The following is a 17,654-nucleotide window of genomic DNA, read 5'->3' on the forward strand; positions in this document are numbered from 1 at the left end:
CGTGACCGACACCGAGATCCTTGAGCGTATTCGCGCGATCTTTAAAGAGAACTTCGCGATCGAGCCTGAACGCGTGACGCCCGAAGCGCATCTGTTCGAAGAACTCGATCTGGACAGCATCGACGCCGTCGATCTCGCGATCAAGCTTCAGGAGATGACAGGCCGCCGGATCAAGCCGGAGGAGTTCAAGTCGGTGCGCACGGTTGGCGACGTGATCGCCGCAGTCGAATCGCTGCTCGCGGCGCAGGGCTGATGCAGCCGCAACGTTCGCACGCGCACGGCGCTTCGGACAACGCTCAGGCGCCTCGCGCAACACAAGCCGACAGCGCAGACGAACGTCCGCGCAGCTGGGCGGGTTTCGCGCTCGGCGTGATTGCCAAGCTCGCCTATCCCGCCGTGATCCTGTGCGCGTGGTTCTGGGACGAGCCGCGCTTCGTTGGCTGTCTGCTGTTCGCGCTGCTGTGGCTGCAGCGCTGCGCCGGCACGGGTGCGTTCGGCGCGTCGCTGCGCAAGCTCACGCGCGTCGACTGGGCGGTGGCGTTCATGCTGAGCGTCGCTTCGGCCGCTATCGTGTGGACCAATAGCGAACTGTTGCTGCGCATCTATCCGTCACTGGTGAATCTCGGTTTGCTGATCGCGTTCGGCGCGACACTCGTGCGCGGCCCGACGATGATCGAAAAGTTCGCGCGTATCGGCACGCCCGATCTGAGCGAGCCGGCCATTCGCCACACGCGTCGCGTCACGCAGATCTGGTGCGGGTTCTTTCTCGCGAATGGCGTGTTCTCTCTTTACACCGCGCTGTACTGGCCGCGTGAAGCGTGGTCGCTCTATAACGGCGCGATTGCGTATGGCCTGATCGGCTTGCTGCTGGTGGGCGAGATCGCGTGGCGCTACCTCGTGATCCTGCCGCGCGTGCGGCGCTCGGAGGCGGCATGATCGCGCTGCACGCGTTGCTGTCGTGCAGCCGCGCTGGACACGTGCCCGTTTGCTGCGACGACGAAGCCGATCAGACGATCGATTTCGCCGCGTTTCGTGAGCGCGTGTTCGCCATCGCACTGCATTTGCGCGAAGCGAAGGCGCGCCGTTACGCACTGTGTATCGACGATCCGTTCGACTTTGCCTGCGCGTTGTTCGCGCTGTTCGCGTGCGGCAAGACGCCTGTGATCCCGGCTAACGCGACGCCGGGCTATCTCGCCGATCTCGCCGATGCTTACGACGCCGTGCTCACCGACGCCGACGTCCGCGCCTACGCCGCAACACCTGCAAGCGCCGCGACATCGATGACGATCGATACCGACGCGCCGCTCACGCTCTACACATCGGGCAGCAGCGGCACGCCGAAGCCGATCCACAAGACGCTCGCGCAGTTCGATGCCGAAGTGCATACGCTGGAGCGCGAGTGGGGTGAACTCGTTGGCGATGCGACGGTGCTCGCGAGCGTGCCGCATCATCACATCTACGGTTTGCTGTTTCGCGTGATGTGGCCGCTGGCGGCAGGACGTGCATTCGATCGCGCCGTGTGTATCGAGCCGCAGCATGTGCAGTCGCGCATCGGGCGATGCGGCGCGGCTGTCGTCGTGTCGACGCCCGCGCAGTTGTCGCGCTGGCCTGCGCTGCCCGGTTTTGCGTCGTTGACGCCTGTGCCGCGTGCGTTTTTCTCTTCGGGTGGACCGTTGTCCGCCGAGGCGGCTGATGAATACGCCAACGCTTTCGGAAGCGCGCCGATCGAAATCTATGGCAGCACGGAGACGGGCGGCATTGCATGGCGTCGGCAGAACGAGACGTCGGCATGGCGACCGCTCAACGGCGTCGACGTGCGGCGCGGCGAAGACGGCGCGCTGAACGTGCGCTCGCCGCATCTCGGTCACGACGACTGGCATCGCACCGACGACGCCATCGCCTTCGATGACGATGGCCGCTTCCGTCTGCAAGGACGCCTCGACCGCGTGATCAAACTCGACGGCAAGCGCGTGTCTTTGCCCGAAGTGGAAGCGCGGCTCGCGCTGCATCCGTATGTCGCGCAGTCGGCGGTGGTGCCGCTCGCGGGTGCATCGCGTGAACGTGTCGGCGCGGTGGTCGCACTGAACGAAGCGGGAAGCGCAGCGCTGCGCAACGATGGACGGGTCGCGCTCGCGAAGACCTTGCGCCGCCACCTCGCCGCATATTTCGATGTGGTGGTATTGCCGCGTCACTGGCGCTTTCGTATCGCGCTGCCTTTCGACGCACGCGGCAAGCTGCCCGTCGCCAACGTGGCCGCCGCGTTCGAGCCACGAAGCGAGGGCTTCGAACTGCTTTCGGAAGCGCGCAGCGGCGACGACCTGCATTACGAACTGCGCGTACCGCCGACGCTCGCGCATTTCGAAGGCCACTTTCCCGGTCTGCCGATTCTGCCCGGTGTCGTGCAACTCGACTGGGCGATCCGTCTCGCCGCCGAGCATGTGACGGGTGTGCGCGACATCGAATCTGTGGATCGACTGAAGTTCACGGCACCTGTGATGCCGGGCGCCGTGCTCGACCTGAAGCTGTCGCACGATGCCACGCGGCGGCGCGTGCAGTTTGCGTTTCGCGTCGATGGCCGCGACAGTTCGTCGGGCGTGATCGTGTATCGGGAGCGCGCATGAGCGACGCAGGTTTCAACCCGTGCATCGTCATTCCGATCTATAACCACAAGGACGCGATCGGCGGAACGGTCGAGCGTCTTTCGGTGCATGGCCTTCCCATTTTCGTCGTCGATGACGGCAGCGATGACGCGACGCAAGCGGTGCTCGCGAAGCTCGCCGGCCAGCATCGCGAGCAGATGACGTTGCTGCGTCTGCCCGTCAACGGCGGCAAGGGCGCAGCCGTGATGGCGGGTCTGCGTGCCGCAAAACAGGCGGGCTACACGCACGCGCTGCAGATCGATGCAGACGGCCAGCACGATGCCAACGACGTGCCGTTGTTTCTCGATGCCGCGCGCGCCGAGCCAGGCGCGGTCATTCTCGGTCGCCCTGTGTATGACGAGAGTGTGCCGAAGTCGCGTCTCTATGGACGCTATCTGACGCATGTGTGGGTGTGGATCGAAACGCTGTCGCTGACGATCCGCGATTCGATGTGCGGCTTTCGTCTCTATCCGCTCGACGCCGCCTGCGCGCTGATCGACAGCGTGCAACTGCCGACGCGCATGGACTTCGACATCGAGATTCTCGTGCGATTGTACTGGCGTCGTCTCGCGTTCCGCGCGATTCCGACGCGCGTCGTGTACGCGACGGATGGCGTGTCGCACTTCGACGTGCTGTGGGACAACGTGCGCATCAGCGCGAGCCATACGCGTCTGGTATGCGGCATGTTGTTGCGTTTGCCGATGCTGCTTGCCCACAAGTTCATGCCGCGCAAGTCGTCGATCGAGGGTGCGGATAACGCGAAGTGGTGGCGTGTGGCCGAACGCGGCAGCCGTCTCGGCATGACGTTGCTCGCGCTCAGTTGCAAGCTGTTCGGCATGCGTTTTACCGCGCTATGGCTGCATCCGATTGTGGGATATTTTCTGCTGACGGGCCGCGATGCGCGCGCCGCGTCGCGCACATACTTCACGCATCTCAAGCAGGCTGCGCCGGATGACAGCACACCGCGTCCGGGCTGGCGCTCCGCATACCGGCATATGCTCGCGTTCGCGCAATCGGGTCTCGACAAGCTCGCCGCCTGGTCGGGCCGCATCGATTCCGGCGATGTGGTCTTCGACGACTCGTCCGCATTCGATGCCCTCGTTGCGAGCGGCCGCGGCGCACTGGTGATCGGCGCGCATCTGGGCAACCTCGAAATGACGCGCGCGCTCGCCGCGAACGGCGGCCACGCGAAGGTCACGGCCATCGTCTACACCGAGCACGCGAAGCGCTTCAACAGCGTGCTCTCGACGGCAAACAGCGAGTTCGCGAAGCGTCTCGTGCAGGTCAGCGACTTCGGGCCGGAAACCTCGATGATGATGCAGGAACGCATCGACGCGGGCGAGTTGCTGGTGATCGTCGGCGACCGCGTGCCTGCGCACGATTCGGGCCGCACGACGGACGCGCAGTTCCTCGGCGCGACGGCACCGTTTGCGCAAGGGCCCTATGTGCTCGCGCATGCGCTCGGCTGCCCGGTGTATCTGTTCTTCTGCCTGAAAGAGCGCGACGAGCGCAAGCGCGAGCGTTATCGCCTGTATTTCGAGCCGTTTGCCGAGCGCATCGATCTGCCGCGCCGCGAACGCGCGCAGCACATTGCAGCGTGGGCGCAGCGCTACGCGTCGCGGCTCGAACACTATTGCCGCACGGCACCGTATCAATGGTTCAATTTTTTCGATTTCTGGGCGCGTCCCCGAAAGACGATAACGGGTGGTATCCCACACGGAGACGCGAATGTCGGAACATGATCTGATCGACGATGCGCACGCGCATGCCGCGCACGCGGGCAAACCGTGCGCGGTGGTGATCGGCGGGCGCAAGCTGTCGATCGAAGAGGTCGTCGCGATTGCGAACGGGCGCGCGACTGTCGCGCTGAGCGGTGATCCCGCATGGCGCTCGCGTATCCAGCGCGGCGCGGATTTTCTGCGCCGCCATCTCGCGGCAGGCGAAACGGTGTATGGCGTGAACACGGGTTATGGCGACGCTTGCGTCGTCGATGTGCCGATGGAACTCGTCGAAGCCTTGCCGCTGCAACTCACGCGTTATCACGGCTGTGGCATGGGCGCGTATCTCGACGATGCGCAGGCGCTCGCCGTGATTGCCGCGCGTTTGAACTCATTGGCATATGGCTTTTCGGGCGTGCGTCCCGTGCTGCTCGAACGGCTCGCCGATCTGATCAATCATCGCGTGCTGCCGCGCATTCCGTCGGAAGGCTCGGTTGGTGCGAGCGGCGATCTCACGCCGCTTTCGTATGTGGCGGCGGCGCTCGTCGGCGAGCGCGAGGTGATGTTCGACGGCACGCTACGCGATGCCGCAGGCGTGTGGGCGCAACTCGGCCACACGCCGCTGACGCTTGCGCCGAAAGAAGGTCTCGCGCTGATGAACGGCACGGCCGTCATGACCGGTCTTGCTTGTCTCGCGTTTGCACGCGCTGAGCATCTCGCACGTTTAACCGCGCGTCTGACGGCGTTGTCGACGATTGCACTCGATGGCCGCGCTGCGCACTTCGACGCGATGATCTTCGAAGCGAAGCCACACGCAGGACAAGCGGAAGCCGCCGCATGGATTCGCGCAGACCTCATTGGCCGCGACGATACGCCGGGCCATCGCTTGCAGGATCGTTATTCGATCCGCTGCGCGCCGCATGTGATCGGCGTGGCTGTCGATGCGTTGTCGTGGGTGCGTCGCGATGTCGAAAACGAACTGAACAGCGCGAACGACAATCCCTTGATCGATCCGGACGGCGAGCGTGTGCTGCACGGCGGCAACTTCTACGGCGGCCATATCGCTTTCGCGATGGACGCACTGAAAACCGCCGTCGCGAATCTCGCCGATCTGATGGACCGTCAGCTTGCGCTGATCGTCGACGACAAGTTCAACAACGGCTTGCCGCGCAACCTGACGGGCGCGACGTCGGCGCGCGCGCCGATCAATCACGGCTTCAAGGCGGTGCAGATTTCGTCGTCGGCATGGACGGCGGAAGCGCTCAAGCACACGATGCCCGCGAGCGTGTTCTCGCGTTCGACGGAAGCACACAATCAGGACAAGGTCAGCATGGGCACGATCGCCGCGCGCGATTGCCTGCGCGTGCTCGAACTGACGGAGCAGGTGGCGGCTGCGCATACGCTCGCGACCGTGCAGGCGCTGAAACTGCGTCTGCGCATCAACGAGGCGACGCTCGTGCCCGAACCGCTGCGCGAATTCGCACAGGAAGTAGCCGCGCTGTCGCCCTTCGTCGATGAAGACCGCGCGCTGGAAAGGGATCTGCGCGCGTTGACGGCGCGTATCGCCGATTGTGCGCTGGTGGAAGGAGGCGCGTCATGAATGAGCGCCATCCACACAAGACGCTGAAGGCGAGTGCGATCGTCGAAGTGCCGTTTCATGATGTCGATGCGATGAACGTCTGCTGGCACGGCCATTATCTGAAGTACTTCGAGATTGGCCGCGCTGCATTGCTGCGTGCATTTGATTACGACTATCGCGAGATGCAGGCGTCGGGTTATCTGTGGCCGATCGTCGAGGCGCATCTGAAGTACGTGCGGCCTGCTACGTATGGGCAGAAGATCGATGTGCGCACCGAACTGCTCGAATACGAAAATCGCCTGAAAATAGGCTATCAGATCGTCGATTGCGCGACGGGGACGCGGCTGACCAAGGGTTACACGATCCAGGTCGCGATCGAGGCCGCCACGCAGGAAACGCAGTTCGTGTCGCCTCCTGTCGTGTTCGAAAAACTGGAGCGCGCATGGGCACGTTGATCTCGCGTGTGATTTTAACGGCTGCTTTGCTGGCAACGAGCATGGTGCCATTTGCAAGCGCACAGGCCGCCGCGCAAACGCAGGCTCAACAGCAGAACGGCAACCCCGCTCTGGTTTCGCAGGTCGCGTCGCGTCTCGCGCAGACCAAAGGCGTGCGCGCGCAATTCACGCAGACGCAGACGCTGTCCGCAATGAAGCAGCCGCTGGTGAGCACAGGCGCGTTGGTGTTCTTCCGCGAGCGCGGCATCATCTGGCGCGTCGATACGCCTTACAAGGCGGCCTACGTGATCACCGACGCAGGCGTCAGCGAAGTCGATGCAAACGGCAAGCGCGTCAACACGAAAAGCGCGCAGGGCGTGCGCGGCATCGCGCAGGTCTCGAAGATGATGCGCGCAATGCTCGGCGGCGATCTGTCCGCGCTCTATTCGCAGTTCGACGTGGATGCACAAGGCACGCCGTCGCAATGGAAGCTGGAACTCAAGCCGAACCAGCCGCAGCTCGCGCAGTCGATCAAAGGCTTGCAGATGACAGGCGGCGAATTCCTGCAAACGCTGCGCATCACGCTGGCCGATGGCGACGTCACGCAGATCGAGTTCGCGAAAAGCGAAGCGATCAGCGACCTCGCGCCCGATGAGCGCACGCTGCTAGGAGCACAATAATGCTCATGGCGCGACAGTGGACCAAGACGCAGTTGTGGGGCATCCGGGCCGCATGGCTCGTGCTCGCGCTCGTCGCTTCACTGTATGTCGTGTTCCGTTTCATGGGTCCTTCGCCGCTGGAGACCAACCTGCTCGCGCTGCTGCCCGCGACGGAAGCCGACCCTGTCGCCGAAAAGGCCGTCGATACGCTCGCCAACGCGCTTGGCGACCGCACGGTGTTTCTGATCACCGGCAAGGACGATGAACGCGCCAAAGCGGCGGCGAAACAGTTCGGCGCAGCGTTGCAGAAAAGCGGCGCGTTCGCCTCGGTGACGGCGGAGTTGCCGCCGTTCGACATGTCGCAGATCGGCGGCCTGTACATGCCGTATCGCTTCGGCCTGTTGACGCGCGACGACCGCGACGCGATCGCGAATAACACCGCGTCACTGCACGATGCGTTGATGCAGCGCATCTACAACCCGGTGCGTGGTCCGCTCGCCACCCAACTCGCCGACGATCCGTTCGGCTGGCTCGAACATTTCCTGAGCGGTTTGCCGCTCGCGACGTCGAATCTCGATCTCGAAGACAACATGCTGGTCGCGCATCATGGCGACAACACCAGCGTGCTCGTCGTCACGACGTTGCCCGGCTCCGCGTATGAATCGCAGACGCAGCGCGCGGTGCTGTCAGCGGCTGCGCAGGCGGAAGCATCGCTCAAGGCGAGCTATCCCGATGCCAGCGTCGCGCGCACGGGCGCTGTTTTCTATGCAGAATCGGCGCGCAGTGCATCCGAACGCGAGGTGCATCTGATCGGCGTGGCGTCGGCGTGCGGCATTGCGCTGCTGATGCTGTGGGTGTTCCGGTCGCCGCGTCTGCTGCTGTTCGGCTTCATATCGACCGCGCTCGGTATCGTCTGCGCGCTCGCGGCCACGATGCTCGTGTTCGGCAAGCTGCATCTGCTGACGCTGGTGTTCGGCGCGAGCCTGATCGGCGAGGCCGTCGATTATTCGATTCAGTACTTCGTCGTCTATCTGGGTTCGCAGCGTGGCTGGAATGCGCGGCAGGGCGCGCGTTCGGTACGGCCCGCGCTCGGCGTCGCACTGGCGACGAGTCTGCTCGGCTACGCGATCCTCGCTTGGGTGCCGTTCCCGGCGCTCAAGCAGATTGCGTGCTTTGCGATCGTCGGTATCTGTACCGCGTTTGCGTCGGTGCTGTGGCTGCTGCCTGTGCTGCTGGTCAAAGGGCCGAAGCATGCGCAACGGCGTCTGTTCCTGCGCGCAGCGACGCTGCTGGCGCGCTGGCATGCAACGATCGGCGGACGGCGCGCGTGGATCGTCGCGGGCCTGCTCGTGCTGGTCGCGATCCCTGGCTGGCTGCGCCTCACCAGCGATGACGATATTCATCTGTTGATCCAGCGCGATCCGGTACTCGTCGCACAGGAAGATCAGGTGCGCAATGCGATTGGTGTCGATAACACGGCGCAATTCTTCGTGGTGCGCGGCACGTCGCAGGAAAGCGTGTTGCAGCGCGCGGAAACGCTCGGCACGAAGCTCGATGCATTGACGGGCGCGCAAGCGGTGAATGGCTGGCAATCGGTCACGCAGTTCGTGCCGTCGGCGCAACGTCAGGCCGATGCGCGCAACGTGCTCGCGCAGCATGTATTCAACGATCCCGCCGCGTTACGTTCGTTGCTGCTGCAAGCGGGCTTTCGCGATGAAGTCGCCGATGCGTGGCTCGCTTCGTACGCAAAATCTGGCAAGGCGCCTTTGACGATCGAGCACTGGCTCGCTGCATCGTGGTCGCAGCCGTATCGGCATCTCTGGCTCGGCGCCGTCGATGCGCGTGGCGAGCACGGCTACGCCGCCATCGTCATTCCACAACGCGTGACGCCGCAAAACGTCGCGGCGTTGATCGACATCGCACACTCGACAGAAGGCGTCGTATTCGTCGACAAGGCCGCGAGCGTGTCGAAGCTGTTCGGCGCCTATCGCATCGACAGCGGCATCTGGCTCGCGGGCGCGCTCGCGCTGGTGCTGATCCTGCTGATGGTGCGCTACACGCCGCGAGGCGGCATCGCGACCACGTTGCCCGTGCTGCTCGCAATCGGCGTGACGCTGGCGGCATTCGGCTACGCGCGCGTGCCGCTCAATCTGTTCAACTGTCTCGCGCTGATGCTGGTGCTCGGCGTCGGCGCAAACTATGCGGTGTTTCTGCGCGAAGGGTGTCTACGCGATCAGGCCGATCTCGGCGCGGTGTGGACTGGCGTGCTGCTATCGGCGGCGACGACGCTGCTGTCGTTCGGCATGTTGGGCCTGAGCGCAATGCCCGCATTGAAAAGTTTTGGCGCCACGCTGGCGCTCGGCATTCTCGTGTCGGTGCTGCTTGCGCCGATGGGTATGCCGACTGGAAGAAGGAGAGCCGCATGACGCTGCCACCTGTTTATCTGCATGCGCTCGGCATGGTCAATGCGCTCGGCGGCGATGTGCCGTCGATCGTTCCCGCGCTCGAAGCCGCGCAATCGCCCGGCATGGGGCTGATGCACACGGGGATCGGCGATCAGTTCGTCGGCCGCGTGGCGACGCCGCTCGATATTGCGCCGCCCGCCGCGCTCAAGCGCTTCGATTGCCGCAACAACCGCATGCTGCTGGCGGCGCTCGAACAGATTCGCCCTGACATCGAAGCGGCGCGCGAGCGTTTCGGCTCGCATCGGATTGGTGTCGTGCTCGGCACGAGCACGTCGGGCATCGATGCGGCCGAAGTCGCGTTCGTTCATCAGGCACAAGCGGGTGATCTGCCTGAAGACTTCAACTATCGACAGATGGAGATCGGCACGGCTGCACCGTTCGCCGCTGCCGCGCTGAATGTGCAAGGACCGGCGTTCACGATTTCGACGGCGTGCACGTCGAGCGCGAAAGCGTTTGTGTCGGCGCGTCGCTTGCTGCAACTGGGCGTGTGCGACGCGATGATCGTCGGCGGTGTCGATACGTTGTGCGAGTTGACGGTGCAGGGCTTCGCGTCACTCGAATCGACCAGCGTGACGCGCACCAATCCGATGAGCCGCAATCGCAACGGCATCAATGTCGGCGAGGGCGCCACGGTGTTCCTGATGACGCGCGACGAAGCGGAAGTGCGGCTCGCAGGCGCGGGTGAATCGAGCGATGCGCATCATGTGTCCGCGCCGGACCCGCAAGGTGTGGGCGGCGAACTGGCCTTGCGCGCGGCGTTGAAGGACGCGGGCGTCGAGCCTTCGTCCATCGCCTATGTGAATCTGCACGCGACGGCCACGCGCAAGAACGACGACATGGAAGCGCGGCTGATGTCGCGCGTGTTCGCCGACGGCGTGCCCGTGAGCGGCACGAAGCCGTTGACGGGGCATCAACTCGGCGCGGCAGGCGCAACGGAACTGGGCTTCGCATGGCTGATGCTGGCGCGCGACGACGTATCGATGCCGCGTCATCAATGGGATGGCGAAGCCGACCCGGCGTTACCCGCGCTCGATCTCGTGCAGGACATGCGGCGCATTCCACGCAGCGGCGCGCAATACGTGATGAGCAATTCATTCGCGTTCGGCGGCAGCAACGTCAGCCTGATACTGGCGCGCTGAACCGCACAGACGCACAGCAAAAAACATAACGACATGACGGCCACACCTGAGACCAGAGAAGCTTTTCCGCCGATCGACACGATCCTGCCGCATCGCGGCACGATGCTGCTCGTCGAGGGCGTGAGCGCATGCGGCGATGAATCGCTGACCGCTCACGCAGCCGTGCGCAGCGACGCCTGGTATGCCGACGACAACGGCGCGATGCCCGCATGGATCGGCATCGAATTGATGGCGCAGGGCGTGGCCGCGCATGTCGCGCTGCTGGCGATGCGCGCGGGCGGCCGTGCGCGGCCCGGTGTGCTGCTCGGCACGCGCAGCTACAAGGCGCATGTGAGCGCGTTCGCGCGCGACGCGCAACTGATCATCAACGTGCAGGAAGTGCTGCGCAGCGACGAAGGCCACAGCGCCTACGAATGCACCATCGACCATGACGGCACGCGTTGCGCGGACGCCGTCATCAAGGTCTTTCAACCGGGCGATTTTCAGACGTTCATCGAAGGGAGTATCAGTTCATGAGCCGGCGAGTACTGGTTACGGGCGCCAGCCGCGGCATTGGCCGCGCGATTGCATATCAACTGGCCGCCGATGGCTTTGCCGTGTCCGTGCATTGCCGCACGGGCCGCACGGAAGCCGAGGCCGTCACGGCCGGGATTGCCGCGCAGGGCGGCTCGGCGCGCGTGCTGCAGTTCGACGTGCGCGAACGCGCGACGGTGCGTGAAGTGCTGGAAGCCGACGTTGCTGCGCATGGTCCGTACTACGGCATCGTGTGCAGCGCGGGCGTGACGCGCGACGCAGCCTTTCCCGCGCTCACCGATGAAGACTGGGACATCGTGATCGAAACCGGTCTCGACGCGTTCTACAACGTCGTGCATCCGCTCACCATGCCGATGGTGCGTGCGAAGAAGGGCGGGCGCATCGTCACGATCGCGTCGGTGTCGGGCGTGATGGGCAATCGCGGACAGGTCAACTACAGCGCGGCGAAGGCGGGCCTGATCGGCGCGACCAAGGCGCTTGCCGTCGAGCTTGCGTCGCGCAGCATCACGGTCAACTGTGTGGCGCCAGGGCTGATCGAAACGGGCATGCTCGACGAGTTGCCGCTCGATCACGCATTGAAAACCGTGCCGATGAACCGTGTCGGTCAACCGGCCGAAGTGGCGGCGGTGGTCAGCTTCCTGATGTCGGATGCCGCCTCGTATGTGACGCGCCAGGTGATCGGCGTCAATGGCGGGATGATCTGATGAAGCGCGTCGTCATTACGGGCATGGGCGGCGTCACGGCACTCGGCAGCCGCTGGGACGAGATCGAGGCAGCGTTGAAGGCGGGGCGCAACGCGGTGCGGCGCATGCCGGAGTGGGATTACTTCGAATCGCTGCACACGCGGCTTGCGGCGCCGCTGCCCGCGTTCGAACAACCCGCCGGCTGGCCGCGCAAGAAGACGCGTTCGATGGGCACAGTGTCGATGTATGCGGTGCGCGCAAGCGAACTCGCGCTCGCCGACGCCGGCCTTGCCGAAGATGAGTCGATCAGGGATGGCCGCATGGGCGTCGCGTACGGCTCGTCGTCGGGTTCCGTCGAGCCGATCCGCGCGTTCGGCACGATGCTCGAAACGGGTTCGATGTCCAACGTCACGTCGAACAGCTACGTGCAGATGATGCCGCACACGACGGCCGTCAACGTGAGCCTGTTCTGGGATCTGAAAGGCCGCATCATCCCGACTTCGTCGGCGTGCGCATCGGGTAGCCAGGCCGTGGGCTACGCGTACGAGGCCATTGCGACGGGCAAGCAGACGCTGATGCTCGCAGGCGGCGCGGAAGAACTGTCGGGGCCGGCCGTCGCCGTGTTCGATACGCTCTATGCGACCAGCACGCGCAACGATGAGCCGCAACTCACGCCGCGTCCGTTCGATGCGAAGCGCGACGGTCTCGTGGTCGGCGAAGGCGCGGCGACGCTCGTGCTCGAAGAATACGAACATGCGATGGCGCGCGGCGCGACGATTCACGCGGAGATCGTGGGCTTCCGCTGCAATTCGGACGGCGCGCACATGACGCAACCGACGGCATCGACGATGGCGCGCGCGATGCAGCTCGCACTCGAAGACGCGAAGCTCGACGCGAAGGCGATTGCGTACGTGAACGCGCACGGCACATCGACGGATCGCGGCGACATCGCCGAGAGCGAGGCTACTGCGCAGACCTTCGGCGAGCGCATGCCGATTTCGTCGCTGAAAAGCTATGTCGGCCACACGCTCGGCGCATGCGGCGCGCTCGAAGCGTGGTGGACCATCGAGATGATGAAGCGCAACTGGTACGCGCCGACGCTCAATCTGACGGACGTCGATCCCGCTTGCGCGCCGCTCGATTACATCAAGGGCGAAGGGCGCCACATCGACGCCGAGTATGTGATGAGCAACAACTTTGCGTTTGGCGGCATCAACACGTCGCTGATTTTCAGGCGCGTTCGATGAGCCGTCCGGCAGGTTCGCGCAGTTTGCAGCGTGTGGTCGTCACGGGCATGGGCATCGTGTCGTGCATCGGCAATACGCTCGATGACGTGAGCGCCGCGCTGCGCGCCGGGCGCAGCGGCATTACGCACGTCGACGCGTGGCGCGAACGCGGCTTTGGCACACAGGTCGCGGGCGTGGCGACGGTGGACGGCGAGACGCCGTTTGATCGCAAGCTGGAACGTTTCATGGGCGACACTGCGCGTTTTGCGTGCCACGCGGCACGCAAGGCTATCGACGATGCCGGTCTCGATGCGGCAGCGTTGCGTTCGCCGGATGTGGGCGTGGTGATCGGCTCGGGCGTCGGCACGATGTCGGCGTACGACGCGGCGATGGCCGTCGCGAACACGCGCGGCGTCGACAAGACGCCGCCCTATACCGTGCCGCAGGCGATGAGCAGCACGGCGTCGGCGAATGTCGCACAGGCATTTGGCATCGAAGGCATTACGTATTCGCCGTCGTCGGCGTGCACGACCTCGGCGCTCGCGCTCGGTCAGGCGATGCAACTGATCCAGACGGGGCGTCAGCAGATCGTGCTGGCGGGTGGCAGCGAATGCCTGCACGACAACATGACGCTGATGTTCGATGCGATGCACGCGCTGTCGCGCCGGTTCAACGACACGCCTCTTCATGCATCGCGTCCTTACGACACAGCACGCGATGGCTTCGTGATTGCGTCGGGGGGCGGCGTGCTGGTACTCGAAGCGCTCGATCATGCGCTTGCGCGCGGCGCTCGCATCTATGCCGAGTTGACGGGCTTCGGCCAGAGCACCGATGGAGCCGGCATGGTGACGCCGCACGCGCCGGGTATCGCGCGTGCCATGCAGATGGCGCTCGACGAAGCGGGCGCGCGTCCCGATTATGTGAATGCGCACGCGCCGTCAACGCCACTCGGCGACGTTGAAGAGTTGCACGCGCTGCAAACGGTATTCGGCGCACACGTGCCGCCATTTTCGTCGACCAAAGGACTCACTGGGCATCCACTCGGCGCATGCGGCGCGCACGAAGCGATCTACACGCTGCTGATGATGCGCGACGGCTTTATCGCGGGGACGACCGGCATCGAACAACTCGAACCTCTCGCGCAGACCATGCCGCTCGTGCAGACCACACGGGAAGCGCGCATCGACCATGCGTTGTCGGTGTCGTTCGGTTTTGGCGGTAGTTGTGCGAGCCTGATGTTTCAAAGGATTTAACCGCTGCCTGTCGGGTGCAATCACAGGCGAATAGCCAAAAAGCAAAAAGCAGTTCGAAGAATAAACAATCAGAAAAAGGGAAGTCGAAACAATGAAAACGAAAATCGCACTGGGACTGGTGACCGCCGTCGTGCTCACGCAAGCCGGTTGCTCGACAAAGGTCCACTCGCTGCCGATGCCGGCCGCGATCCAGACACAAAACGGGCAGGACGTTGCGCTGTACTTCGGCGACCAGGGGCATGCGCCCGTGAAGCAGTCGCTCGGCAACAAGGAGTTCGCGGTGCGCGTGCCGCGCAAGGTGGAGATCACGCCTGAGGCCAATTGCAGCATCGCACTGGAAAAGGCCGTGCAGGAGCTGCGCGACTATGCGCGCGCGCAGCACGCGAACGCCGTCATCAACGTGAGAACGCGCTTCCAGCACAACGAATCGGTGTCGCCTGCGGAATTCACCTGCGGCGCCAGCCTGAACGGGTCGACGCTTGCCGTGCGCGGCGACGTCGTGATGCTCGAAACACAATAAGTCTTTCACCACGAGGGTAATAACGATGAAGCGTCACCTGATCTGTGCAGCTGTCGTCGCATGTCTCGCATCGCACGCATTTGCGCGCGACAGTGTCGAAAACTATCCCGTCACGCCCGCGCTAGTCAGCGAGCCGGGCAAGGTTGGCGACGATATTCCGCTGTATTTTGCGGGTCAGAAGCATCCTGTCGTCGTGAAGAGCTTTGGCGAGTTCGCGACCAACAAGAAGACCAACGCGTTCGGCAAGAGCGATGAAACGGCTTGCCAGCACGTGTTCCTGTCGGCTGTGATCGAGCTTCAGGATCGCGCGCGCAAGGAAGGCGGCAATGCCGTCATCAACATCAAGAGCAACTACAAGAACGAAGTGCGCGAAAGCGCAACGGAGTTCACCTGCGGAGCGGGCGCGGTGATTGCTGGTGTCGCGTTGAAGGGCGACGTGGTGACGTTGAAGAAGTAACGCTTCGGCGCCGGCGGGGCAGCAGTTCGTGTTGCGAAACTGCTGTCCCTTCGCTCAGTCTGTCTTGACTGCCGCGACGTTCACCAGCGTTTCGCGGCGCTTGCCGGGCTTCGGCGTATAGAGGCGCAGGCGTTCGAGCAGGCCGAAATCTTTCGCGCGGCTCCACCACAGGTAAGGCAGCGAAACGTTGTGCGTGCCGAAAGTGAAGCCGCCTTGACGGATCATGTCGAGATAGCCGTCTGCGCTCTTTTGCACATGCATCGGGTGACGGAACAGCAGGCGGATCACCCACGACTTGATATACGCATCCGTCGATTCGGCGAACAGCAGCACGCCGCCCGGTTTCAGCACGCGGCGGAACTCGGCGAGTGCGCGTTCCTGCTCGACGAGATGATGGAAGGTTTGATGACAGAACACGATGTCGGCGCTGGCATCGGGCAAGGGCAGATTGGCGCAATCGCCATGCAGCACGTCGATTTCGGTAGCGCGGGTGTCGTCATGCTGACGGCAGGCACGTGCGGCCTGCTTCGCCAGATCGAGCGATGGCGCATGAAAATCGATGCCGGTTATGCGCGCTGGCTTGAACGCTTGCGCGAGCAGGCGGAAAGAAATGCCTTGTCCGCAGCCGACATCGACGATGGTGGGTGCAGCGGGCAGCGGCGTGTCGATCAGGCGCTTGAGATCGTCGATGGCGACGCGCAGGACATGATGCTCCCACGTGTGGGTGCGCAGGAACCAGACGCCGAAGGCCGTTTCCGGTACGAAGGGCACGTTATCCAGCATGCTGGACGATTCGGTGGACTGCACGTTATTCCCCGCTGAATGGTGGTCTTTGGATCGTTTTTGATGTGGATGATTGTGCGACATTGTAATCGCTGGTAAGGATGAAAAGCGTTGCGTGCGCAATACGCTAATTGAAGGAAGATCAATGAATAGGGATTCGTCGATGAACGCATCGGTGGATGTGGCGATTATCGGAGCGGGGCCGTCGGGTGCGGTGGCCGCGGCGCTGTTGCGCAAGGCGGGGCGTTCCGTTCTGGTGCTCGAGCGCCAGCACTTTCCGCGCTTCTCGATAGGCGAGAGTCTGTTGCCGCAGAGCATGGCTTACCTCGAAGAAGCGGGCATGTTGCAGGCCGTGGTCGAAGCGGGCTTTCAGTACAAGAACGGCGCGCATTTCGTGTATCGCGACAAGGCGTCGGCCTACGACTTCCGCGACAAGCATTCGGCTGGCTGGGGCACGACGTATCAGGTCGAGCGTGCTGTGTTCGACGATCTGCTGATCCGCTGCGCAGCAGAGCAGGGCGCCGACGTGCGTTTTGGTCACACCGTCAACGCGATGAAAACGGGCGATGCGCCCGTGCTCGACGTGACGGACGAAGCGGGCAATGCGTATCAGGCGCACGCGCGTTTTGTGCTCGACGCGAGTGGGTTTGGCCGCGTGCTGCCGCGCCTGCTGAATCTGGAAGCACCGACGCGCATGCCGACGCGGGCAGCGATTTTCACGCATGTGCGCGATGGGATTCCTGTTGAAGCGCACGATCGCAACAAGATCACGGTGGCGGTGCAGCCCGAGCATCGCGATGTGTGGTACTGGATGATTCCGTTGGCCAATGGCCGGTCTTCGGTGGGGTGTGTGGCTGAGGCGGCGTTTCTCGATGTGCCTGAGGTTGAGCGCGAAGCGAAGTTGCGTGTGTTGATTCAGAGTGAGCCGACTTTGAATCGCCTGATCGGGCAGGCGCCGTTCTTGATGCCTGTGCGGCATATTGGCGGGTATTCAGCGAATGTCGAGCGGTTGCATGGGCCGGGGTTTGCGTTGCTCGGCAATGCGGGGGAGGTTCTTGATCCCGTGTTTTCGTCAGGGGTGACGATTGCTTTGCGGTCGGCGCATCTGGCGGTTGGGACGCTGCTGCGTGTGTTGAATGGCGAGGATGTTGACTGGCAGTCGGCTTATGACATGCCTTTGCGGAAGGGGATCGATACGTTTCGTGCTTTTGTTGAACGGTGGTATTCCGGTGAGTTGCAGGACATCATTTTTTATCCGCAGCAGACGGCGATGATCCGGCGCATGATCAGCGCTGTGCTGGCTGGGTATGCGTGGGATGAGAGTAATCCTTATGTCGCAGAGCCTGGGCGGCGGTTGAATGCTCTGCATGAGGTTTGTAGGGGGTAGGGGTTGGTTTGATGGGTTTTTCTTCTCGCTGACGCGGTGCGATTTTTCGCTGGCATCCGCTTTTTGTTAGTGGTTTGCTAGTGTTGCCCCTGTGCGGGGCGGCACCTACTTTTCTTTGCCGCCGCAAAGAAAAGTAGGCAAAAGAAAGCGGGCTAACACCACCCACTCCGGTCACTGC

17 protein-coding genes are annotated in these 17,654 nt (G+C 63.5%); 16 read left to right on the plus strand and 1 reads right to left on the minus strand.

All coding sequences use genetic code 11. The features are described from left to right. The first annotated feature begins 1 nt into the window (after position 1). The 15 genes from DK391_RS10850 to DK391_RS10920 all read left to right on the plus strand — a co-directional run bounded on the left by DK391_RS10850 (position 2) and on the right by DK391_RS10920 (position 15,306). Entirely contained in the window at positions 2 to 253 is a 252-nt protein-coding gene (locus DK391_RS10850; protein ID WP_007578129.1) for an acyl carrier protein, read from the plus strand. After that, on the plus strand, positions 253 to 936 hold the full coding sequence (locus DK391_RS10855; RefSeq protein WP_109478002.1) for a hypothetical protein: 684 nt from the start codon (positions 253 to 255) through the stop codon (positions 934 to 936). Before DK391_RS10850 ends, DK391_RS10855 begins: the two co-directional genes overlap by 1 nt. Continuing rightward, entirely contained in the window at positions 933 to 2,621 is a 1,689-nt protein-coding gene (locus DK391_RS10860; protein ID WP_109478003.1) for an AMP-binding protein, read from the plus strand. Before DK391_RS10855 ends, DK391_RS10860 begins: the two co-directional genes overlap by 4 nt. Further along, entirely contained in the window at positions 2,618 to 4,381 is a 1,764-nt protein-coding gene (locus DK391_RS10865) for a glycosyltransferase family 2 protein (RefSeq protein WP_109478004.1), read from the plus strand. The genes DK391_RS10860 and DK391_RS10865 overlap by 4 nt, the downstream gene beginning before the upstream one ends. After that, positions 4,368 to 5,957 (plus strand): aromatic amino acid ammonia-lyase, encoded by a 1,590-nt coding sequence (locus tag DK391_RS10870; RefSeq protein ID WP_109478005.1) that lies wholly within the window; start codon positions 4,368 to 4,370, stop codon positions 5,955 to 5,957. Before DK391_RS10865 ends, DK391_RS10870 begins: the two co-directional genes overlap by 14 nt. Further along, positions 5,954 to 6,391, plus strand: coding sequence for a thioesterase family protein (locus tag DK391_RS10875; RefSeq protein WP_109478006.1), 438 nt, complete (start codon positions 5,954 to 5,956; stop codon positions 6,389 to 6,391). The genes DK391_RS10870 and DK391_RS10875 overlap by 4 nt, the downstream gene beginning before the upstream one ends. Further along, a complete protein-coding gene (locus tag DK391_RS10880) occupies positions 6,379 to 7,050 on the plus strand; it encodes an outer membrane lipoprotein carrier protein LolA (RefSeq protein ID WP_109478007.1) in 672 nt (223 codons plus the stop codon). Before DK391_RS10875 ends, DK391_RS10880 begins: the two co-directional genes overlap by 13 nt. Further along, the gene (locus DK391_RS10885) at positions 7,050 to 9,455 is read left to right on the plus strand and encodes an MMPL family transporter (protein ID WP_109478008.1); all 2,406 of its coding nucleotides are present in this window, start codon (positions 7,050 to 7,052) and stop codon (positions 9,453 to 9,455) included. Before DK391_RS10880 ends, DK391_RS10885 begins: the two co-directional genes overlap by 1 nt. Beyond that, entirely contained in the window at positions 9,452 to 10,633 is a 1,182-nt protein-coding gene (locus DK391_RS10890) for a beta-ketoacyl-[acyl-carrier-protein] synthase family protein (RefSeq protein ID WP_109478009.1), read from the plus strand. Before DK391_RS10885 ends, DK391_RS10890 begins: the two co-directional genes overlap by 4 nt. A gap of 33 nt (positions 10,634 to 10,666) precedes the next feature. Continuing rightward, positions 10,667 to 11,149, plus strand: a complete 483-nt coding sequence (locus DK391_RS10895; protein ID WP_109478010.1) for a hotdog family protein — start codon at positions 10,667 to 10,669, stop codon at positions 11,147 to 11,149. Further along, positions 11,146 to 11,871, plus strand: a complete 726-nt coding sequence (locus DK391_RS10900; protein WP_109478011.1) for a 3-ketoacyl-ACP reductase FabG2 — start codon at positions 11,146 to 11,148, stop codon at positions 11,869 to 11,871. Before DK391_RS10895 ends, DK391_RS10900 begins: the two co-directional genes overlap by 4 nt. After that, positions 11,871 to 13,097 carry a beta-ketoacyl-ACP synthase gene (locus tag DK391_RS10905; protein WP_109478012.1) on the plus strand — a complete coding sequence of 409 codons (1,227 nt, stop codon included), beginning with the start codon at positions 11,871 to 11,873 and terminating at the stop codon, positions 13,095 to 13,097. The genes DK391_RS10900 and DK391_RS10905 overlap by 1 nt, the downstream gene beginning before the upstream one ends. Beyond that, the gene (locus tag DK391_RS10910; protein WP_109478013.1) at positions 13,094 to 14,329 is read left to right on the plus strand and encodes a beta-ketoacyl synthase N-terminal-like domain-containing protein; all 1,236 of its coding nucleotides are present in this window, start codon (positions 13,094 to 13,096) and stop codon (positions 14,327 to 14,329) included. Before DK391_RS10905 ends, DK391_RS10910 begins: the two co-directional genes overlap by 4 nt. Positions 14,330 to 14,420: 91 nt before the next feature. After that, complete coding sequence (locus DK391_RS10915) at positions 14,421 to 14,849, plus strand: hypothetical protein (protein ID WP_109478014.1); 429 nt, start codon at positions 14,421 to 14,423, stop codon at positions 14,847 to 14,849. Positions 14,850 to 14,874: 25 nt separating this feature from the next. Beyond that, the gene (locus tag DK391_RS10920; protein WP_109478015.1) at positions 14,875 to 15,306 is read left to right on the plus strand and encodes an excinuclease ABC subunit A; all 432 of its coding nucleotides are present in this window, start codon (positions 14,875 to 14,877) and stop codon (positions 15,304 to 15,306) included. A 54-nt stretch (positions 15,307 to 15,360) separates the two neighbouring features. Here DK391_RS10920 and DK391_RS10925 read toward each other — a convergent pair whose 3' ends face one another. Then, positions 15,361 to 16,089 (minus strand): class I SAM-dependent methyltransferase, encoded by a 729-nt coding sequence (locus DK391_RS10925; RefSeq protein ID WP_109478016.1) that lies wholly within the window; start codon positions 16,087 to 16,089, stop codon positions 15,361 to 15,363. A 145-nt stretch (positions 16,090 to 16,234) separates the two neighbouring features. On the opposite strand from DK391_RS10925, the gene DK391_RS10930 reads away from it, so the two are divergent. Then, entirely contained in the window at positions 16,235 to 17,476 is a 1,242-nt protein-coding gene (locus DK391_RS10930; RefSeq protein ID WP_109478017.1) for an NAD(P)/FAD-dependent oxidoreductase, read from the plus strand. The last annotated feature ends 178 nt before the right edge of the window (positions 17,477 to 17,654 follow it).

This window comes from Paraburkholderia sp. C35 (genome assembly GCF_003121405.1).
In the GTDB taxonomy this organism is placed as follows: Bacteria; Pseudomonadota; Gammaproteobacteria; order Burkholderiales; family Burkholderiaceae; genus Paraburkholderia.